Consider the following 19,780-nt stretch of genomic DNA (forward strand, 5'->3'; position numbering starts at 1 on the left):
GGCAGGACCGTGGCACGGATCAGTCCAGGGTGCGAGGTCCGTAAAGGGCGGCAGCGGCCCCGGTGGCCAGGGCCCAGTAGCGGTCGCCGAAGGACCAGTGCCACCATTCCGTGGGGTAGTTGACCAGGCCCGCACCCGTCAGCGCGCCGCGCAGGATGTCCCGGTTGGCACGGGCGTCCACCGGGATGTTGGCGGCATGCGTATAGCAGGCGCCGTCGCTCTCTTCGGGGCTCGCGTTCATCCGGGTCCCCAGGTCCAGTTCACGGCCGTCGGCATGCGCAAGCGTCAGGTCGACGGCCGCACCGGCGCTGTGCGGGGCGATCTCGGGCGGGGACACATAGCGGCTCGCCGCGGAGTGGACCTGGTCGTCGGACCAGTCGGGATGGTCGGCTCGTAGCTCGTCCGCGTACTGCTCGAAGTACTGGCGCTGCAGCGAAGGCGGCCGGTAGCCCTCGACGAACAGCAGCCGCAGACCGGGCGGAAGCAGTGTCTGAGCCTTGAGCAGACGATCGTAGACGCCCTCCCGCAACCGGGCGAAGGCGCCCGAGGGATCCTCCTTCCTGGCATCGACCAGCAGGGAACCGCCACGGCGGACGTCCACGAGCCGCGCCCCGCACTCCTGGACAGGCAGGGCCACGATCTTCGGGTCCGACATCAAGATGATCTCGTTCATGACCCGAACCCTAGGATGATCCGCGCCGCCCGGTGCGGCCCGCGCGGTCACGGACAAGCCAGATCCGCGATGCCACCGGCCGCCCCAGACACGTCGGTCCCGGCGCCCCCCAGTTCGGCGACCACCGCTGCATGATCCGACGGCCATACCCCGTCCACCGGGCCGTCGCCCGCCCGGCGAATGGAGCGGACCGTGCCGAGGCCGCCGGGGCCGGGTGGGCCGACGTGGATGTAGTCGATACGGGCGCTCGGGCTGAACGTCGCCGCGACGAAGGGGTTTGCCGCATCCCAGGTGGCTGACGGTGCCTCAGGGGAGGCGTACTCCCAGGCGTCGAGGAGGACTTGGCCGGGTACGGCGGCTGCCGTCTTGTAGCCGCCGAACAAGCGGATCTCGTCGGAGTCCGGCCACGCGTTGAAATCCCCGGTGACCACCGGTGGAAAGCGGGTCCCGCCCCGGTGAGCCGCTACGAAACCGGCAAGCGCCGCGACCTGCTCGCAGCGCACGGCCGAAGCATGAGGTACTGAGGTCAAATGCGCGGTGAAGAAGGGCACTTGGTGGCCGGGAGCATCCAGCCGTGCGTACAGGGCCAGCCGCCCGTCGTCATACGCTTCGGGGGGGCAGCCGCAGCACCGCGCGGTCCACGATCGGCCAGCGGCTCAGTACCGCGTTGCCGACGTCGACGGTCGGGTCCCCGAGCCGCTGCCGCCACCGCTGAGGCGCATGGGAGGGCGCCCAGGTCCACTGCATGCCGAGTTCCTGCGCCAGCCACCGCGCCAGATTCTCCCCGCCGCCGGCCCACACCTCCTGCAGTCCGACGACATCGGGCCGCAGCTCGCGCAGCACACTGACAATTGCCTTCTGCCGCTGTTCCCACGGCCCGAACCGCCACCACACATTCCAGGTCAGTACGCGCATCTGCCCACCTCACTCGGGTATGGAAGTCCCAGTCTGGGGGCAGCGCCGTCGATCTATGTCACCGCCTCCGACCAGCCGTACGGCGGCCCCGCGCGCCCCGTCCCCGGACCCGCGCCCACGGCCTCCAGGTCCCGGTCCGCGGCCCGCATCAGCTTCCCGGCGATGTCCCGCATGGCCCGGCTCGCCGCGAGTTCGTCGCCGATCGCGGGGACGTCCACGTCCTGGGGGTTGCAGTGGGCCACCCCATGGCCGGTGAGCGTCGTGGTGCCCGTGTCCAGCACCGCGCGGGCCTTCGTCTTGCCGTCCTCCTCGGACAGATGGACGCTGACCTTCCATTCCAGGGTCCGATGAGTCATCGCACACCTCCTCGCCCGCGGCCGCGGAGCCGCCGCGACGCAGTCATGCCTTCAGGATCCACCCACCTGTTCCCGGTCGCGCGCCGCCCCCTGGCCATACGGGGGATCTGCGTCCACGACGCGCCGCGTCGCACCTGACAACGGCAGGGGAGCGGCTACCTTCACCCGACGAAGGCGCTGCGCGGGGTGACCAGGCACCCGGTGACCGCCGGGTCCGGGAGGTGAATGGTGGGGCGCACGAACGGACAGGCCCGTCCGGTACGGGTGCGCGGCAAAGCATCGCCGCGAACCGCCGGCCGTCGTGCCGCGGGGCGGCTGCGGTGCCTCGCCGCGCTGTCGCTGCTGGCCGGGCTGCTGACGTCCTGCGGCTCAGAGGAATCCGGCGGCCCGGTCCGCCTGAACTGGTACAACTTCCCGGACGACTCGGGCGCCCTGGCCAGTGCGGCGAGCAACTGCAGCCGCTCCTCTGGCGGGCGCTACACCATTTCGTACAACAAGCTCCCGCGCGCCGCGGACGGCCAGCGTCAGCAGCTCGTCCGCCGGCTCGCCGCCGAGGACAGCGCCATGGACATCCTGGGCCTCGATGTCACCTGGGCCGCGGAGTTCGCCGAGGCCAAGTGGATCCTGCCGTGGACGGGCGCCAATCGCCGCAAGGCCACCGTGGGCACCCTCGAAGTGCCGCTCCAGACGGCGACGTGGAAGGGCAGGCTGTACGCCGTCCCGTACAACACCAACACCCAGTTGCTGTGGTACCGGAGCGATCTCGTGCCCAAGCCCCCCACGACCTGGGCGGAGATGCTGGCCATGGCCCGCGTCCTCGCCAAGCAGGGCAAGCCGCACTTCGTGGAGATCCAGGGCGCCCAGTACGAGGGACTGACGGTCTGGTTCAACACGCTCGTGGAGAGCGCGGGCGGCTCGATCCTCAACCGCACGGCCACCGCACCCTCGCTCGGCCCGCCCGCTGTCCGGGCGGCCACGATCATGCACGACCTGGCGACATCGCCCGCCGCCGACCCCTCCCTGTCCAACCAGATGGAGGACCAGAACCGACTCGCCATGGAGTCGGGAACCGCCGCCTTCGAGCTGAACTACCCGTTCGTCTACCCCTCGATGAAGGCGAACCAGCCCGAGCTGTTCAAGAGTTTCCACTGGGCGCCGTACCCCTCAGTGGACCCCGGCCGGCCGGCGAAGCCGACCATCGGCGGCATCGACCTCGCCATCGGCGCCTATTCGAACCACCCGGACCTCGCGTTCGAAGCCGCCCTGTGCCTGCGTAATCGTCAGAACCAGATGACCGCGGCGATCGAGGGCGGACTTCCGCCCACCCTGCGCTCGCTCTACTCCGACAAGGCGTTGATCAAGAGCTACCCGTTCGCCGCCGACGTGCTCTCGGCCCTGGAGAACGCGAGCACCCGCCCCCAGACCCCCGCCTACCAGAACGTGTCCATCGCGATCTCGCACACGCTCTCCCCGCCCTCGGCGATCAATCCCCGAAGCGATGTCGATGAAATCGGCACCCAGATCGAGGACGCCCTCGAGTCCAAGGGGCTGATCCCGTGAACACCCCAACCTCCGCCACGGCTATGGCCCCGGCCCCCGGCACGGCCGAGGCACTGTCCGAGGGCGCACGGCAGGAACGACGGCTGGGCTGGCTGCTGTGCGCGCCGGCGGTGGTCGTCATGCTCGCCGTCACGGCCTACCCCATCGGCTACGCGATCTACCTTTCCCTGCAGCGCTACGACCTGCGCTTCCCGAACCAGGCGAAGTGGGTGGGCCTGAGCAACTACGGGGCCGTGCTCTCCTCCGACTTCTGGTGGGAGGCGTTCTGGGTCACGCTGTTCATCACCGCCGTCTCGGTGGCCGTGGAACTCGTCCTCGGCTTCGCGCTCGCCCTGGTCATGCACCGCGCCATCTTCGGCAGAGGGACCGTGCGTACCGCGATCCTCGTCCCGTACGGCATCGTCACGGTCGTCGCTGCCTACTCCTGGCAGTACGCCTGGACCCCGGACACCGGCTATCTCGCCGCGCTGCTTCCGTCGGGTGAAGCCCCGCTGACCGAGCAGTGGCCGGCCATCGGGATCATCATCCTCGCCGAGGTCTGGAAGACCACCCCCTTCATGGCCCTGCTCCTGCTGGCCGGACTCGCCCTGGTGCCGGAGGAGACGCTGCGCGCCGCCATGGTCGACGGTGCGTCCTCCTGGCAGCGTTTTATTCTGGTTACGGTGCCGTTGATGAAGCCGGCCATCCTGGTCGCCCTGCTGTTCCGCACCCTGGACGCCTTCCGGATCTTCGACAACATCTACATCCTGACGTCGGGTGCTCATGGCACAGGATCGGTGTCGATTCTCGGCTACGACAACCTGTTCACGTCACTCAACCTCGGCATCGGATCGGCAATCTCCGTGCTCATCTTCATCTGCGTCGGCGCGATCGCCTTCGCCTTCATCAAACTCTTCGGGGCTGCCGCCCCCGGCGCAGGGGAGGCGGGACGCTGATGGCCAGCGCAGGCAAGAGGCACATCACCGGCTGGGCCATCACCAACATCGTGGTGATCGCCTACGCACTGTTCCCGGTCTGGTGGATCGCGGCTCTGTCGTTCAAGGACCCCAGCACCCTCACCGACGGCAACTTCGTCCCCGACAAGTGGACGTGGGAGAACTACAGCGGCATCTTCGACACCTCGGAGTTCACCCGTGCCCTGATCAACTCGATCGGTATCGCCCTGATCTCCACGGTGATCGCCGTGGTGCTCGGCACCATGGCCGCCTATGCCGTGGCGAGGCTTCGCTTCCCCGGCAAGAAGCTGCTGATCGGTATGTCCCTGTTGATCGCGATGTTCCCGCCGATCTCCCTGGTGTCCCCACTGTTCAACATCGAGCGCATCATCGGGATCTTCGACACCTGGCTGGGGCTGATCATCCCGTACATGACCTTCTCCCTGCCGCTCGCGATCTACACGCTCTCCGCGTTCTTCCGGGAGATCCCCTGGGATCTGGAGAAGGCGGCCAAGGTCGACGGGGCAACTGCCGCCCAGGCCTTCCGGCTGGTGATCGCACCCCTGGCGGCGCCGGGCGTGTTCACCACCGCGATCCTGGTCTTCATCTTCTGCTGGAACGACTTCCTGTTCGCTATCTCCCTGACCTCGACGACCGCGGCCCGCACCGTGCCGGCGGCGCTCGCCTTCTTCACCGGGAGCAGCGCGTTCCAGCAGCCCACCGGTTCGATCGCCGCCGCCGCGGTGGTGATCACCATTCCGATCATCGTCTTCGTGCTGCTGTTCCAGCGGCGCATCGTCGCCGGACTGACGTCCGGGGCCGTCAAGGGCTGACCGGCAGCAGCCGACCGTCAGGACAAGGAGCAGCGACCGTGGCCGAGATTGTTCTCGAGGGCATCACCAAGAGGTATCCCGACGGCGCCCTGGCCGTACAGGACGTCAACCTCACCGTGGGAGACGGGGAGTTCGTCATCCTGGTCGGCCCCTCCGGTTGCGGCAAGTCCACGACCCTCAACATGATCGCCGGGCTGGAGGACATCACCGACGGCACCCTGCGCATCGGCGACCAGGTGGTCAACGACAAGGCGCCCAAGGACCGCGACATCGCGATGGTCTTCCAGAGCTACGCCCTCTATCCGCACATGACCGTGCGCGACAACATGGGCTTCGCCCTGCGCCTGGCCAAGGTCGACAAGGCCACCATCAAGAGCAAGGTGGAGGAGGCCGCCCAGATCCTCGACCTGACGGAACATCTGGACCGTAAACCGGCGAACCTCTCGGGTGGCCAGCGACAGCGTGTCGCCATGGGCCGCGCCATCGTCCGCAGCCCCAAGGCGTTCTTGATGGACGAGCCGCTGTCCAACCTCGACGCGAAGCTCCGGGTGCAGATGCGTACCCAGATCTCGCGCCTCCAGCAGCGGCTGGCCACCACCACCGTCTACGTCACCCACGACCAGACCGAGGCCATGACCCTCGGGGACCGCGTGGTCGTCATGCGCAGCGGCATCGTCCAGCAGGTGGGCACCCCGCAGCACCTCTACGATGCCCCGCGCAACCTGTTCGTCGCCGGGTTCATCGGCTCACCCGCCATGAACTTCATCCACGCCACGCTGGAGGAGAACAGGCTGCAGACCGCCATCGGTGACTTCCCGGTGAACGACGAGATCCGTCGCAGCCTGGAGCGCCAGAACGCACCGCGCGACCTCATCGTCGGGCTGCGGCCCGAAGCGTTCGAGGACGCCTCGCTGGTGGATCCGGACCGGGAGGGGACGCGGTTCAGCGCCAGCGTGGACGTGATCGAGTCCCTCGGCTCGGATGTCTACGCGTACTTCAGCGAGGAGGGCTGGGAGGCGACCATCACCTCGGAACTCGAGGAGCTGGCAGCCGACTCCGGTCAGAAGGAGACCGGAGCCGCAGCCAACAAGATCGTCACCCGGCTCGACGCGTCGACGCGCATCACCGAGGGAGGCCGGGCCGAGCTGTGGGTGGACACCTCGCGCATGCATGTCTTCGACCCGCGCACCGGTGTCAACCTCACCCACCCGGAGAACAGCGGCTGAGCCTTTCGCAATTGCCAGCGTGTCATGGCGCGCCTGGCAGCGGACGGGTGGGGAACATTTGAGAGCCGGAGCCGCCATGGGCTGCGGTCGGCACGTCAAGGACATGCCGTGGCATGCGATCAAGGAATGTGACCAATGGCAACTGGCACGGTGAAGTGGTTCAACCCGGACAAGGGCTTCGGCTTTATCGAGCAGGACAACGGCGGCCCGGATGTATTCGTCCACTTCTCCGCCATCCAGACCACCGGCTTCAAGGAACTGGCTGAGGGAAACAAGGTCGAGTACGAGGTCACGCAGGGCCCCAAGGGCCCCCAGGCGGAAAACGTCGTCCCGCTGACTTAAGGGCCGAGCCCGACCCACACGACTGAGACACGCTCTGCCCACCGGGTGACCCCGAGGGCAGAGCGTGTCTGCTTCAGCGACCAAGGGATCAGTGCATGAACAGCTCAGACTTGCTGGCCGATGCGTTCGAGCGCATCCGGGAAGCGGTACACGGTGCCGTCGAGGGCCTTTCGCCGGACGACCTCAATGCCCGGCTGGACCCGGACGCGAACTCGATCGCCTGGCTCGTGTGGCATCTTTCGCGCATCCAGGACGACCATGTGTCCGACGCAGCCGCGGTGGAGCAGGTGTGGTTCTCACAGAAGTGGGCGGACCGTTTCGAGCTGCCCTTCGCCAGGGGAGCGACCGGCTTCGGCCACACCAGCAAGCAGGTCGCGGCAGTACGGGTCGAATCCCCCGAGCTGCTGCTGGGCTACTTCGACGCCGTCCACGAGCAGTCCGTGCGATTCGTCGCCGGCCTCGACGACGCGGCACTCGACAGCGTCGTGGACGAGTCCTGGTCCCCGCCGGTCACCCTGGGCGTCCGTCTTGTCAGCGTCATCGCCGACGATCTGCAGCACGCCGGCCAGGCGGCTTTCGTCCGGGGCTCCGTGGAACGGCGGTAGCAGGCCCTAGGACTGCGGTGCCGCCGGGTCCCGGACCCGGCGGCACCTGTGGATCATGTGCGCCGCCTTCTACGGCAGCTTCGCGAAGGGGGAGAGGAAGGCGCGTGCCCCGGGGGTGTCCAGACGGTACGCGACGTTCGTGGCGTAGCACGGTGTGTCGCCCGTGATCGTGGTGGCGACCAGGGTGATCTTCCCGCCCAGCGTGGCGAAGTTGGGGCCGCCGGAGTCGCCGTAGCACGCGCCGCCGTTGCCCTGCGGTGCGGTCATGGCGAGGCGTACCCAGGTGTTGTTGAGCGCGTTGAAGGTGACCGGAGCCTTCATCCGTACACCGCCGCCGGGATGGGTCTGGCCGCCGGGGCCTCGCTGGGCCTCCTGCGTCCCGTAACCGGCCACGAAGAACGAGGTGTCGTTGAGACCCTGCGACCCCAGCGCACCCAGCGCCCCGGCCTTGGGAAGCGTGGCAGGGGTGAACGTCCAGCGCGCCTTGACCTGGGCGGCGGGCAGTTCGATCACCGAGATGTCGTGCGTGTCCGAGGCAGGGCCCGGGTATGCGGGGTGGCTGTGGGCCGTGCCCTGGACGGCCACGGCCTTCGCCACGGCCGCCGGGTCGCCGGGGTGCGCGGCGGAGGCCTTGTCGAGTGCGCCCTGTACGTCCTGGTCGAGAGAGACGTAGAACTTCACGTTCGCCGGCCAGTCGGTGGTGCAGTGCGCGGCCGTCAGGAAGGTGTCCGCGTCGATCATGGTGCCCGAGCAGACCCAGTCGACCCGGTCGGGGGTCGCGGGGTTGTCGTCGTTGTCCCAGGTGGCGACGAGAGCGCCGACTTCCGTGCGCTCCGGCGCGGGCGTCGCGTTGTACGAGTTGATCGCTGAGGACGGCAGAGCGGCGCCGAACACCAGGGCGCAGGCCGCGGCGGTGACGGTACTCAGGCGTACTGGAACGGCAGTCAAGAGAAGCCCTTCGGTATGAGGGAACTGGGTTCTCCTGTGGGGGTGAGCGACAGTGAAGCGCGCGGGTGGCCGATGCGGCAAGAGTGCCGGGAATCCTTGGCTGTTGCTTGACGGATCTCCTGTTGCGTACGGGGTGTCGCAGCAAGGTTTGCGCTGACCGGTACCGGCCCAAGCGGACGAGCGCCGTGCCCTGGTGAGGGCCCGGGCGCCCGGACTCCGCAGGGCATTACGGGACGGGGGAGGCCGCCTTCTCCAGCGGTTCCGGTTCGGGCGCCCGGCGCAGCGCCTGACGGGCCGACCACACGACGGACACCAGCGGTACGGCCACCACCGCGCCCAGGATCCCGGCCGCGATGGCACCGCCGATGACCGTGAGCGCGACCACCACCGGGTGCAGCCGAACCGCCCAGCTCATCACGATCGGGTGCAGGAGATGGCCCTCGATCTGCCCGATGATCACGATGAGCGCGATGACCAGCCCCGCGATGAGTGGACCTTTCGCGGCCAGGGCCACCACGGCGGCGACAGCCAGGGCGATGGGCGAGCCGATGAGCGGAATGAAGGCCGCGAAGAACTCCAGCAAGGCCAGCGGGAGCGCGAGCGGCACGCCGAGGATGAACAGGGCCACCCCGACCAGGACGGCATTGGTCGCGGCCACCAGCACGATGCCGTGCGTGTAGCCGGTGAAGGTCCGCCATGCCGCACGGCCCGCGATCGAAACCCGTTCCCGGGCGGCCACCGGAAGCTGCTCGCAGAACCAGCCCCACTGCCGGTCGCCGGAGTGAATGAAGAAGACCGAGCAGAACAGGGCCAGCGCGAGCACCGTCAGCACCTCGACCAGCCTGTGCGCGCCGCTCATCGCCGTACTGATGAGGGTGGAGCGGTGGCTCGACAGGAACTCCCCGATCCGGGACTGGAGGTCGGTGAGTGCGTCGGGGTTGAGCCGGAACGGCGGCTTCTCGAGCCAGCGCTCGATCCTTCCGATGCCTGCCTCGAACTCCCGTTGCAGTCCGGCCCGCTCTCCCGCCACCGACTCGCCGATCAGGACCAGCACCCCGAGGACGATGACGATGCTGCCGAGCAGGGACACGGCGACCGCGAGCGGTCGCGGCATCACAAGCCCCAGCAGGTCGGCCACCGGCCGCAGCATCGCGGTGACGACCAGGCCGAGAAAGACGGCCACGGCGATCTCGTGGAACCGTCCCAGCACGGAGAAGACGGCATAGACGAGCCCGCCCACCACAAGGATCCGCCAGGCGTACGAGGCTGCCGTCTGCAGGGCGGGATGCACCGGCAGCCGGTCGCCGGGCCGGGACCGGGACAGCGGCCCCCCGCCCGGGTTCCCGGCCGCGGGGCGGCTGACGCCGTGCAGGGCTTGACGCGTCGCAGTGCGGATCCGGCGCCGGCGCCCGACGGAGGGCCGGCCGGGGTCCGGGCTGCTGGACTGCGGATCCGATGGCCACATCCACAAGCACGTACCACCAGGGGCGCGCCCTGCCACGCCGCCGGAGCGGTATTCGCCCGAAGGCACCCCGATCCATGGCACCCGGATCCCTGCCCGGCAGGGGTCGTGGCGCCCGGTCCCGCATCCCGATGGGGCAGGGCCCTGCCGGGTGGCGCCCGAACACGAGATATCTTGATGTCGAGCAATGTTGCAGACGTGGAGTGGAGTATCCGGTGACTGACTCGACCATCATCTATACGCACACTGACGAGGCCCCCGCCCTGGCGACCTATTCGTTCCTGCCTGTGGTCGAGGCGTACGCCGCGACGGCCGGTGTCAGGGTGGAGAGCCGTGACATCTCCCTGGCCGGCCGGATCATCGCGAGTTTCCCCGAGCGGCTGGAGGAGGGGCAGCGGATCGAGGACGCCCTCCACGAACTGGGCGAGCTCGCCAAGACTCCCGGCGCGAACATCATCAAGCTGCCGAACATCTCGGCTTCGATTCCGCAGCTGAAGGCCGCGATCGCCGAGCTGCAGCAGCAGGGCTACGCGCTGCCCGACTACCCGGACGACCCGAAGACCGACGAGGACAAGGACGTCCGCGCGCGGTACGACAAGGTCAAGGGCAGTGCCGTGAACCCGGTGCTGCGCGAGGGCAACTCCGACCGCCGTGCCCCGGCATCGGTGAAGAACTACGCCAAGACCCACCCGCACCGGATGGGCGCCTGGACCGCCGACTCGAAGACGAACGTCGCGACCATGGGCGCCGGTGACTTCCGCTCGACCGAGAAGTCCGCGGTCATCGCCGACGCCGGCTCGCTGCGTATCGAACTCGCCGGTGACGACGGCAGCACCACCGTCCTGCGCGACTCGGTGCCGGTCCTCGCGGGCGAGGTCGTGGACGCGTCCGTCATGCGCGTCGCCGAGCTGCGCGAGTTCCTCACCGCGCAGATCGCCCGCGCCAAGGCCGAGGGCGTGCTGTTCTCCGTGCACCTGAAGGCCACGATGATGAAGGTCTCCGACCCGATCGTCTTCGGTCACGTGCTGCGTGCCTTCTTCCCGACGACGTTCGCCGAGTACGGCGAGACGCTGGCCGCGGCCGGTCTCAGCCCGAACGACGGTCTCGGCGCCATCTACCAGGGCCTGGAGTCGCTGCCCGAGGGCGCGAAGATCAAGGAGTCCTTCGAGGCCGAGCTCGCCGCCGGTCCCGAGCTGGCCATGGTCGACTCCGACCGCGGTATCACCAACCTGCATGTGCCGAGCGATGTCATCGTCGACGCCTCGATGCCGGCCATGATCCGCACCTCCGGTCACATGTGGGGCCCGGACGGCCAGGAGGCCGACACCCTCGCGGTCCTGCCCGACAGCAGCTACTCCGGCGTGTACCAGGTCGTCATCGACGACTGCCGCGCGAACGGGGCCTTCGACCCCTCGACCATGGGTTCCGTACCCAACGTCGGTCTGATGGCGCAGAAGGCCGAGGAGTACGGCAGCCACGACAAGACCTTCGAGATCCCCGCCACGGGCACCGTGCGGGTCGTCGATGGCAAGGGCGATGTCGTTCTCGAGCAGACGGTGGGCGCCGGCGACATCTTCCGTATGTGCCAGGCCAAGGACCTGCCGATCCAGGACTGGGTCAAGCTCGCCGTCACCCGCGCCCGCGCGACCGGCGCCCCGGCGGTGTTCTGGCTCGACGAGAGCCGCGCGCACGACGCGCAGCTGATCAAGAAGGTCAAGTCCTACCTCGCCGACCACGACACCGACGGTCTGCAGATCGAGATCATGTCGCCCGTCGAGGCGACCAAGTTCTCGCTCGAGCGCCTCCGCCGCGGCGAGGACACCATCTCGGTCACCGGCAACGTGCTGCGTGACTACCTGACCGACCTGTTCCCGATCCTGGAGCTCGGCACGAGCGCCAAGATGCTCTCCGTCGTCCCGCTGATGAACGGTGGCGGTCTGTTCGAGACGGGTGCCGGCGGCTCGGCGCCCAAGCACGTCCAGCAGCTGGTCAAGGAGAACTACCTGCGCTGGGACAGCCTGGGCGAGTTCTTCGCCCTCGCGGCCAGCTTCGAGCACCTCGCGCAGACGACGGGCAACGCGCGCGCCCAGGTGCTCGCCGACACCCTCGACCGTGCGACGGCCACGTTCCTCAACGAGGACAAGTCGCCGACCCGCCGCGTGGGTGGCATCGACAACCGTGGCAGCCACTTCTACCTGGCCACGTACTGGGCCCAGGAGCTGGCCAGGCAGACCGACGACGCGCAGCTCGCGGGGGCGTTCGCGGCTCTCGCCAAGACGCTCACCGAGCAGGAGCAGACGATCGTCGGCGAGCTCCTGGCGGTGCAGGGCTCCCCGGCCGACATCGGCGGCTACTACCAGCCCGACGCGGCCAAGGCCGCGGCGGTCATGCGTCCGTCGGCGACCTTCAACCAGGCCGTCGCGACACTCGGCTGACGCGAAGGCCGCGGCACGGAGAGCCTCCGTCCGCACCTGTTCCGCCCCGGTCGGCACTCATGCCGACCGGGGCGGCTTCGTTGTCCGAGCCGTGGAGCCGAGCTGGGCGGATGCGCTGTCCAGCAGCATGTCGAGTGCCGTGGGATACGCGCTGTGGTTCATGCGGGCGACGAGCAGGTGCGCCGTGGCCGCGATGTGGGGATGCGTCGTCGCGGGCAGCCGGGCGTAGGTGGCCCGCCAGACCTTCTCGTCCGCCTCGCGCGCCGCGGCAGGCAGCGCCAGTGAGGCCGCGTCCAGCGCGGCGAAGGCCAGGGTCTGGTCGATGAACGCCTGATAGATCCGGACGGCATCGGCGTCCGTGAAGCCCGCCGTACGCAGGACCCCGAGGATCGTCTCGTCGGCCGCGACTTCGTGCGCCCTGCCGGACACCCGGCTCGCGGTGAGGACGGCCGCCTGCGGGTGCCCGAGGTACGCGGCGTGGATGCGCAGCCCCAGTTCCCGCAGGTCGGCTCGCCAGTCACCGGTGCTCTTCCAGCCCGCCACGGCCCGCCCGACGAGCACGTCCCCGATGGCGAGCGTCAGGTCGTCGATGCCGCTGAAGTACCGGTACAGGGTGCTCGGGTCCGCGCCGAGGGCAGTGCCCAGGCGGCGCACGGTCAGGCCCGCGCTGCCGTGCTCCCGCAGCATGCGCAGGGCGGTCTCAATGATCAGCTGCTCGGAGAGCACCGCGCCGTTCTTGGTGGGACGACGGCGTCGCCGGGCCTCTTCCGGCACGACGGGCTTGGCCACAGCACGCTCCTTCCACGGTGACCGTCCGGACCACGGCGAGCTTATGCCAACACCATTGACGTGAAAAGGGGCGCGAGCGTTGGATCGATGACAACGGGCGCCGCGACCGGAGCGGCATCCTGCCCGTTATGCCCGTATCTGCTGTGCCTGCTGTGCCTTGGAAACGGAGTTCTGTCATGCGTGTTCTGCTCGTGGGCGCCGGTGGCGTCGGTACCGCCATCACCCGGATCGCGGCCCGCCGATCCTTCTTCGACCACATGGTCGTCGCCGACTACGACCTCTCCCGCGCCCAGGCCGCCGTCGCGGCCCTGGAGCCGGACGGCCGCTTCCGTGCCGTGCGGATCGACGCGAGCGACGAGGGAGCCGTCACCGCTCTGCTGAAGGAGCAGCAATGCGACGTGCTGCTCAACGCGACCGACCCACGCTTCGTGATGCCGCTGTTCCAGGCGGCCCTGGCCGCCGGGGCGCACTACCTGGACATGGCGATGTCGCTGTCCCGCCCGCACCCGGAGCGCCCGTACGAACAGTGCGGGGTCAAGCTCGGCGACGCCCAGTTCGAGCGGGCCGGGGACTGGGAGAAGGCCGGAGCGCTCGCCCTCGTCGGCATCGGCGTCGAACCCGGCCTGTCCGACGTCTTCGCACGGCACGCCGCCGACGAACTCTTCGACGAGATCGAGGAGATCGGCATCCGCGACGGGGCGAACCTCACAGTCGACGGCTACGACTTCGCGCCCTCGTTCAGCATCTGGACCACCATCGAGGAATGCCTCAACGCACCCGTCGTCTACGAGGCGGGCCGCGGCTGGTTCACCACCCCACCCTTCAGCGAGCCCGAGGCCTTCGACTTCCCCGAAGGGATCGGACCCGTCGAGTGCGTCAACGTCGAGCACGAGGAGGTTCTGCTGGTGCCGCGCTGGGTGGACGCGGGACGCGTGACCTTCAAGTACGGCCTCGGTGAGGAGTTCATCCGTACGCTTCAGACCCTGCATCTGCTGGGCCTGGACCGCACCGATCCGGTGCCCGTGCCCGCGGCGGACGGGTCGGGCACGGTCCTCGTCTCCCCGCGCGACGTGGTCGCCGCCTGCCTGCCCGACCCGGCAACCCTCGGGGAGCGCATGCACGGCAAGACCTGCGCGGGCACCTGGGTGAAGGGAACCAAGGACGGCCGTCCGCGCGAGGTCTACCTGTACCACGTGGTCGACAACCAGTGGTCCATGCGTGAATACGGCTGCCAGGCCGTCGTATGGCAGACCGCGATCAACCCGGTCGTGGCCCTGGAACTGATGGCCGCGGGCACCTGGACCGGCAGTGGTGTGCTCGGCCCCGAGGCGCTCCCCGCCCGGCCCTTCCTGGACCTGCTGACCGAGTACGGATCGCCGTGGGGCATGCGGGAGCAGTGAGGGCGCCCGCCGGCGTTCTTCGGTCCGCGCCAACGCCCCGCCGAAGCCGTACTCCTGACCCGTAACAAAACAATCTCGGTTCGAACTGAGCAGAACAGTCCCCGTCTCCGTATCCCTGTGCGTCGTGCTGTGCCCTCCGCCCGAGCGGGTGAGGGCGCGGTCCGACTCGGCCGAGGGCACGAAGTCCCGGCACGACGACCACAGAGGGGCGGCCCAGTGAGGTACAGGCAGAGACACAAGCGGTCCAGATGGATCGGCATCACGGTTGCCGGAGTGGCGGCTCTGGCCGTCGGGGGCGGGGCGCTGCTGATGACCGACAACAACGCCTCGGCCGCGCGCAGCTCCTGGGGCGGGCAGGCCGCACAGGCGCCGATGACCATCAACTGCCCTGACGTCGCGGTCCGTTTGTCGAACGTTCCGGAGCAGGCACGGCCGGCCGTGGACAATCAACTGGCCCAGCTGGACACTCAGGTCGCGGATGCCTACGAGCAACTCGCGGCGGGCGCCACGCAAACCGATCGGAACTGGGTGCGCACGCGCGTGCTGGACCCGCTCTCGTCCCAGCGCCGCAGCACCCTGGACCGTATCGCCACCGAGATCGAGCGCGTCTCGAACCGGCCCGAGGGTCTGGACTCGATGGCCTCCTGCACCGTCAAGAAGGACGACGTGGCCCCCGCTGCCGCACCCGCGTCCGGCTCCGCGGCTCCCAACGCCCCTGCTCCGAGCGCCTCCGCCCCCGCCAACGGCGACAAGGCGCAGACCGGCCCCCGCAGGTCGGACTTCGTGGACATCCGCAGAGTGCGGCCCAATGTCGCGGCGCCGCGCCTCCAGGCCAACGCCTCGCGCGGCACGTTCAAGTCCCGCTGCGGGCGCAACGAGAACAAGCACTTCAACCCCGACAACGTGATCGTCGCCCCCGGCGTGAGCAACGGCGCCCACCACATGCACGACTACGTCGGCAATCTCGAGACCGACGCCTTCGCCACCAACGACGACCTCGCCGCGGCCGGGACGACCTGCACCAACGGCGACCGCTCCACCCACTACTGGCCGGTCCTGCGACTGCGCAACGGAAAAGTCGAGAGCGACGCGAACCTCCCCGGCGGAGGCCAGGACGGCAACGTCGGACGCATTCTCCAGCCCGCTTCCGTACAACTCACCTTCCGCGGCAGCCCCGTCAGCAAGGTGACGGCGATGCCCACGTTCCTGCGCATCATCACCGGCGACGCCAAGGCGTTCACCAACGGAACGGCCAACGCCAACGCGTCCTGGAGCTGCACCGGCTTCGAGAACCGGCAGCTGAAGGAGAAGTATCCGCTCTGCCCGCAGGGCAGCGATGTGGTGCGTACGTTCAACTTCCAGAGCTGCTGGGACGGCAGTAACACCGACAGCGCGAACCACCGCACGCATGTGGCCTTCGCCCGCCCCAACGGCACCTGTCCCAAGGGATTCAGGGCCATACCCCAGCTGGTCCAGCGGATCACCTACAAGATCGCGCCCGGCTCGGTCTTCGCCGTCGACAGCTTCCCCGAGCAGTTGCACAAGCCCGGTACGGACCACGGTGACTTCATCAACGTGATGTCCTCGTCGCTGATGAGGAAGGCGGTGAGCTGCATCAACAGCGGCCGCAGGTGCGGCTGAGGCCGGGTGGACCCGGCACGGCGAAGCGCGCCGCTGCCGGGTCCACGGCGGGCCCGCATTCGTAAGCCCCGGCGGTTTCAGAGTCCGCCGGGCGGGAGGGGCAGTTGCGGGTCCGTGATTCCGCCCGGAGAGGCGAAGTGGCCGACGTCCCAGCCCGCGCGCCGGGCACCGCCCTGGTACGCGCTCTCGTAGAAGGCGAGGACGACGGCACGAGGATCGCTCTCGGCGCGTGCCGCGTCGTAGGGCAGCACGGCCAGGTGGGTCTTGTAGCGCGGTGCCCAGTACGCCGACGCGGGTTCAAGGGGTTCCTCGGTCAGTCCCGCGGGTTCGGGCGCCGTGTAGGAGTAGAACGCCGGCTCGGGAAACATCTCGTCACCGAACCAGAATCCGAAGCTGATCAACTCCCGCGAGTACGCCTCTCGCGTCACCGGATCGACTTCCGGCGGCTGGTCGGTGTGCCGCCCCGAGAACCGGGTGTGGGCGATGTCGAGCGAATGCCAGAAATGATGGACGGGGCTGGCCTTTCCCGCGAAGCCGGCGGCGAACTCCTCCAGTACAGCGGCCACCTGGCTGAGGAGCCGCCAGTAGCCGTTGGCCAGAGCGGGATCGTAGGCCGCGTGCTCGGTGTCCTCGGCGAACGGCCGGCCTGAATCGGGCAGCCCGTAGGGCCTGGGAAGGCTGATTCTCACCCCGAGGCCCAGGGCGGCCAGAGCATCGAGCGTGTTGTCGTAGAAGGACGCGACGGACTGGCCCACGAGTGGGAACGACCTCGCTCTGCCGTCCAGCGTCGACACGACGAGTAGGTGGTCGACGAAGTCGAAGTCGACGGTGAAGACCGAGGTGCCGTCGACGTCTCTCATCGGACGTGTGGTGATGCCGCGACCGGTGAGATGGAAGGGAACGTTCCACCAGTGGTTGCGCCGGGGACTCGCGGCGAGGCGGATCTTGCCGACGATCTGCTCGAATCGGTGCAGAGTCTCCTTGGTGTCCTGCCACTGACTTAGCGGCATCGGCGGGAACAGCTCCATCGCGGCACCCTTCCTGCCCGGCGCGCCCGCTGGCCAGGCCCTCCCATCATGACCACGCCCGGCACGTACGGCATCCTGCCGCACCGCGAGACACGAACCTAGGGGCGCTCGAAGAGCTGCAGTACGCCGCCGACCGAGAAACATGCAGCGCCGGTCATGGTCCCCCAATTGGCGACGGCGGCGTTGATCACATCCCCGGTGCTCGGGTTGGTGAAGTCGGCCAGTGCCGCGACCAGGAACAGCACCGAGCCGAACTGGTTGACGGCGACGATCCACCAGCCGAGGTTCCGTACGCGCAGGCGGGGAGGGCCGTGGCTGATCTCGACAAGGGCGAGGTGCCCGGAGATGAGGAAGAGCAGGCATCCGATGAGGTCCGGCGTCCAGATCAGCCGGTTCACCTGCTGGGAGGAGAGCCCCTTGAGGAAGGAGTCCAGAAGGTTGACGCCGAACACCAGCGTGCCCGCGAACAGGACGAACGTGCTCAGCCAGTCGATCTGCAGGGGCTCGTAACTCCACCACCGCCACCGATGCGTGACCAGGGTGCCGGCGTCGCCGCGGCGCCTCGGGGCGTTGACCGTCTGCAGCAGGGAGGCGTACGCGCCGGCGGTGAAGAACAGGCCCCCGACGAGGTAGACCGTGGCGCTCAGCGTCGGATCGCCGGACCCGAACTGGGCCAGTGCGGCGCCGAGGACGAACAGCGCTCCACCGATCGTGAACGACACCGCGGCCACCGCGTTGAGGACGCGAAGCCGGTGGAGGGCTTCCTCGTCGGCGTACTGCGTGACGGCCTCGGCTCCCTCGGGCCGGACCGTGAGCGTCCCGCGTTTGCGGGCCGCGCGTGATTCCCAGACCGCAGTGCCGCCCTCGGCGAAGCGCCAGGTGAGACGCGTGGTGAACGGTCCGGCGCCCTCGGCGCGCACTTCGCTGTGAGTCACGTGCCGAGCCTACGAGCGAGTGCACGCCGGGACGTGGACCCCTTGGCTGGTCCGGGTGGCGGGGGAGTGGGACCCTATGAGTGGGGTGTCTGCCGAGGGGACTCGGGAGGGCCGATGGGACGAGACGTCCCGGCGCTGGTATTCACCCGTGACGACCGCCGCCGGTACCGGATCAAGATGCAGGAATGCCTCGATGCGTTCGCGCAGATGCTGCGTGAGTCGCGATTCGAGTTCGAGCGCCCCCAGGTGGGTCTGGAGATCGAACTCAATCTGGTGGACGCGAGCGGCGAGCCCACCATGCGCAACACCGACGTGCTGGAGGCGATCGCGGATCCCGCCTGGGCGACCGAGCTGGGCAGATTCAACCTGGAGATCAACATTCCGCCGCGGCGTCTGACGGCCGGTGGTCCCGACGCGTGGGAGCAGGAGATCCGGGACGCGCTCAATCACGCGGAGGGCCGCGCCGCGGAGGTCGGCGCGCATCTGATCATGGTGGGAGTCCTGCCCACGCTGCGCCAGCCGGACGTGAGTGGGGCGGCGCTGTCGGAGAACCCGCGGTACCGGCTGCTGAACGAGCAGGTGTTCGCGGCCCGGGGTGAGGATCTGCGGATCGAAGTGGACGGCGTGGACCGGCTGCGGACGTACGCGGACACCATCACGCCGGAGGCCGCGTGCACCAGTACCCAGTTTCACCTGCAGGTCTCGCCCGACGAGTTCGCGGGCTACTGGAATGCGGCACAGGCGATCGCGGGGGTTCAGGTGGCCCTGGCCGCGAACTCGCCGTTCCTGTTCGGCAAGGAGCTCTGGCACGAGACGCGTATCCCGCTCTTCGAGCAGGCCACCGACACCCGCTCGGAAGAGATCAAGGTGCAGGGGGTGCGACCACGGGTGTGGTTCGGAGAGCGCTGGATCAACAGCGTCTTCGATCTCTTCGAGGAGAACGTGCGCTACTTCCCCGCGCTGCTGCCCCTGTGCGACGAGCAGGATCCCCAAGACACCCTGGACGGCGGCGACACTCCTGAACTGGCCGAACTCACGCTGCACAACGGCACGATCTACCGCTGGAACCGCCCGGTCTACGCCGTGGCCCACGACAAGCCACACCTGCGGGTGGAGAACCGCGTGCTCCCCGCCGGCCCCACGGTCGCCGACGTCCTCGCCAACGGCGCCTTCTACTACGGGCTCACGCGCGCCCTGGTCGACGAGGAACGGCCGGTCTGGTCGCGGATGTCGTTCTCGGCCGCGGAGGACAACCTGCACGCCGCGGCCCGCAACGGGATCGACGCGCGGCTGTACTGGCCCGGGATGGGCGAGGTGCCCGCGTCGGAACTCGTACTGAGACGCCTCCTGCCGCTGGCGCACCGGGGACTGGAGCAGTCGGGAATGGATGCCGCGTGGCGCGAGCCGCTGCTGGGGATCATCGAACAGCGGTGCGTCACCGGCCGCAACGGCGCGGTGTGGCAGAAGGAGATGTTCCACCACATCGATGCCACCGCCCATGTCAGCCACCATGAGTCGCTGCGGCGGATGACACGGCAGTACATGGAATACATGCATCTCAACGCGCCTGCGCACACCTGGCCCGTCGAGTGATGCAACTGCGCTGTGCCACTTCGGCTACCGTTTGTCACTGAAATGCCCGCATTTCGGGCATGGTGACTTCACGGCGGAAGGACGCACGCATGACTCCGATCCTG

17 protein-coding genes and 1 pseudogene are annotated in these 19,780 nt (G+C 68.8%); 10 read left to right on the top strand and 8 right to left on the bottom strand.

All coding sequences use genetic code 11. The features are described from left to right. Nucleotides 1-19: 19 nt before the first annotated feature. The 3 genes and pseudogenes from OHA61_RS36740 to OHA61_RS36750 form a co-directional block, all read right to left on the bottom strand. Entirely contained in the window at nt 20-673 is a 654-nt protein-coding gene (locus OHA61_RS36740) for a M15 family metallopeptidase (protein ID WP_406306686.1), read from the bottom strand. 47 nt (nt 674-720) lie between these two features. Beyond that, nucleotides 721-1,588 (bottom strand): annotated as a pseudogene (locus OHA61_RS36745) (endonuclease/exonuclease/phosphatase family protein). 53 nt (nt 1,589-1,641) lie between these two features. Continuing rightward, nucleotides 1,642-1,944 (bottom strand): dsRBD fold-containing protein, encoded by a 303-nt coding sequence (locus tag OHA61_RS36750; protein ID WP_324989413.1) that lies wholly within the window; start codon nt 1,942-1,944, stop codon nt 1,642-1,644. 225 nt (nt 1,945-2,169) lie between these two features. On the opposite strand from OHA61_RS36750, the gene OHA61_RS36755 reads away from it, so the two are divergent. From OHA61_RS36755 to OHA61_RS36780, 6 genes are all read left to right on the top strand, one after another. After that, entirely contained in the window at nt 2,170-3,504 is a 1,335-nt protein-coding gene (locus OHA61_RS36755; protein WP_406306687.1) for an ABC transporter substrate-binding protein, read from the top strand. Nucleotides 3,505-3,527: 23 nt separating this feature from the next. Beyond that, nucleotides 3,528-4,439 (top strand): carbohydrate ABC transporter permease, encoded by a 912-nt coding sequence (locus OHA61_RS36760; protein ID WP_406307597.1) that lies wholly within the window; start codon nt 3,528-3,530, stop codon nt 4,437-4,439. Then, a complete protein-coding gene (locus OHA61_RS36765; RefSeq protein WP_360864915.1) occupies nt 4,439-5,272 on the top strand; it encodes a carbohydrate ABC transporter permease in 834 nt (277 codons plus the stop codon). The genes OHA61_RS36760 and OHA61_RS36765 overlap by 1 nt, the downstream gene beginning before the upstream one ends. Before the next feature lie 38 nt (nt 5,273-5,310). Further along, entirely contained in the window at nt 5,311-6,498 is a 1,188-nt protein-coding gene (locus OHA61_RS36770) for an ABC transporter ATP-binding protein (protein ID WP_406306688.1), read from the top strand. A gap of 135 nt (nt 6,499-6,633) precedes the next feature. Then, entirely contained in the window at nt 6,634-6,840 is a 207-nt protein-coding gene (locus OHA61_RS36775) for a cold-shock protein (RefSeq protein ID WP_406306689.1), read from the top strand. 95 nt (nt 6,841-6,935) lie between these two features. Next, nucleotides 6,936-7,445: a mycothiol transferase gene (locus OHA61_RS36780; RefSeq protein WP_361906739.1), complete on the top strand. Its 510-nt coding sequence runs from the start codon at nt 6,936-6,938 to the stop codon at nt 7,443-7,445. A gap of 69 nt (nt 7,446-7,514) precedes the next feature. Here OHA61_RS36780 and OHA61_RS36785 read toward each other — a convergent pair whose 3' ends face one another. Both OHA61_RS36785 and OHA61_RS36790 read right to left on the bottom strand, forming a co-directional pair. Beyond that, nucleotides 7,515-8,393, bottom strand: a complete 879-nt coding sequence (locus OHA61_RS36785; protein WP_406306690.1) for a trypsin-like serine protease — start codon at nt 8,391-8,393, stop codon at nt 7,515-7,517. Nucleotides 8,394-8,619: 226 nt separating this feature from the next. Then, nucleotides 8,620-9,858: an AI-2E family transporter gene (locus tag OHA61_RS36790; protein ID WP_406306691.1), complete on the bottom strand. Its 1,239-nt coding sequence runs from the start codon at nt 9,856-9,858 to the stop codon at nt 8,620-8,622. A 212-nt stretch (nt 9,859-10,070) separates the two neighbouring features. Between OHA61_RS36790 and OHA61_RS36795 the strand changes: the two genes are divergently transcribed. Further along, nucleotides 10,071-12,290, top strand: coding sequence for an NADP-dependent isocitrate dehydrogenase (locus OHA61_RS36795; RefSeq protein WP_406306692.1), 2,220 nt, complete (start codon nt 10,071-10,073; stop codon nt 12,288-12,290). A 57-nt stretch (nt 12,291-12,347) separates the two neighbouring features. Here OHA61_RS36795 and OHA61_RS36800 read toward each other — a convergent pair whose 3' ends face one another. Next, the gene (locus OHA61_RS36800; RefSeq protein ID WP_406306693.1) at nt 12,348-13,079 is read right to left on the bottom strand and encodes a TetR/AcrR family transcriptional regulator; all 732 of its coding nucleotides are present in this window, start codon (nt 13,077-13,079) and stop codon (nt 12,348-12,350) included. Between the two features lie 176 nt (nt 13,080-13,255). Here OHA61_RS36800 and OHA61_RS36805 point away from each other — a divergent pair, with 176 nt between their 5' ends. Both OHA61_RS36805 and OHA61_RS36810 read left to right on the top strand, forming a co-directional pair. Continuing rightward, nucleotides 13,256-14,479, top strand: coding sequence for a saccharopine dehydrogenase family protein (locus OHA61_RS36805; RefSeq protein ID WP_406306694.1), 1,224 nt, complete (start codon nt 13,256-13,258; stop codon nt 14,477-14,479). Between the two features lie 273 nt (nt 14,480-14,752). Beyond that, nucleotides 14,753-16,120, top strand: a complete 1,368-nt coding sequence (locus OHA61_RS36810) for a DUF1996 domain-containing protein (RefSeq protein ID WP_406306695.1) — start codon at nt 14,753-14,755, stop codon at nt 16,118-16,120. A 77-nt stretch (nt 16,121-16,197) separates the two neighbouring features. Here the strand turns inward: OHA61_RS36810 and OHA61_RS36815 are convergent, their stop codons facing one another. Together OHA61_RS36815 and OHA61_RS36820 are read right to left on the bottom strand one after the other, a co-directional pair. After that, on the bottom strand, nt 16,198-17,148 hold the full coding sequence (locus OHA61_RS36815; RefSeq protein ID WP_406306696.1) for a DUF5996 family protein: 951 nt from the start codon (nt 17,146-17,148) through the stop codon (nt 16,198-16,200). Nucleotides 17,149-17,246: 98 nt separating this feature from the next. Then, the gene (locus tag OHA61_RS36820) at nt 17,247-18,083 is read right to left on the bottom strand and encodes a hypothetical protein (RefSeq protein ID WP_406306697.1); all 837 of its coding nucleotides are present in this window, start codon (nt 18,081-18,083) and stop codon (nt 17,247-17,249) included. 114 nt (nt 18,084-18,197) lie between these two features. Here OHA61_RS36820 and OHA61_RS36825 point away from each other — a divergent pair, with 114 nt between their 5' ends. Further along, a complete protein-coding gene (locus tag OHA61_RS36825; RefSeq protein ID WP_406306698.1) occupies nt 18,198-19,676 on the top strand; it encodes a glutamate--cysteine ligase in 1,479 nt (492 codons plus the stop codon). The last annotated feature ends 104 nt before the right edge of the window (nt 19,677-19,780 follow it).

The sequence above is a fragment of the Streptomyces sp. NBC_00885 genome (genome assembly GCF_045207475.1).
Lineage (GTDB): Bacteria > Actinomycetota > Actinomycetes > Streptomycetales > Streptomycetaceae > Streptomyces.

Excerpts from the sequence above, each read along its gene's own strand:
- OHA61_RS36750 (WP_324989413.1), bottom strand. The coding sequence starts at position 1,944 with ATGACTCATCGGACCCTGGAATGGAAGGTCAGCGTCCATCTGTCCGAG.
- OHA61_RS36755 (WP_406306687.1), top strand. The coding sequence starts at position 2,170 with ATGGTGGGGCGCACGAACGGACAGGCCCGTCCGGTACGGGTGCGCGGC.
- OHA61_RS36815 (WP_406306696.1), bottom strand. The coding sequence starts at position 17,148 with ATGGAGCTGTTCCCGCCGATGCCGCTAAGTCAGTGGCAGGACACCAAG.
- OHA61_RS36765 (WP_360864915.1), top strand. The coding sequence starts at position 4,439 with ATGGCCAGCGCAGGCAAGAGGCACATCACCGGCTGGGCCATCACCAAC.
- OHA61_RS36825 (WP_406306698.1), top strand. The coding sequence starts at position 18,198 with ATGGGACGAGACGTCCCGGCGCTGGTATTCACCCGTGACGACCGCCGC.
- OHA61_RS36790 (WP_406306691.1), bottom strand. The coding sequence starts at position 9,858 with ATGTGGCCATCGGATCCGCAGTCCAGCAGCCCGGACCCCGGCCGGCCC.
- OHA61_RS36775 (WP_406306689.1), top strand. The coding sequence starts at position 6,634 with ATGGCAACTGGCACGGTGAAGTGGTTCAACCCGGACAAGGGCTTCGGC.
- OHA61_RS36740 (WP_406306686.1), bottom strand. The coding sequence starts at position 673 with ATGAACGAGATCATCTTGATGTCGGACCCGAAGATCGTGGCCCTGCCT.
- OHA61_RS36760 (WP_406307597.1), top strand. The coding sequence starts at position 3,528 with ATGGCCCCGGCCCCCGGCACGGCCGAGGCACTGTCCGAGGGCGCACGG.
- OHA61_RS36805 (WP_406306694.1), top strand. The coding sequence starts at position 13,256 with ATGCGTGTTCTGCTCGTGGGCGCCGGTGGCGTCGGTACCGCCATCACC.
- OHA61_RS36780 (WP_361906739.1), top strand. The coding sequence starts at position 6,936 with ATGAACAGCTCAGACTTGCTGGCCGATGCGTTCGAGCGCATCCGGGAA.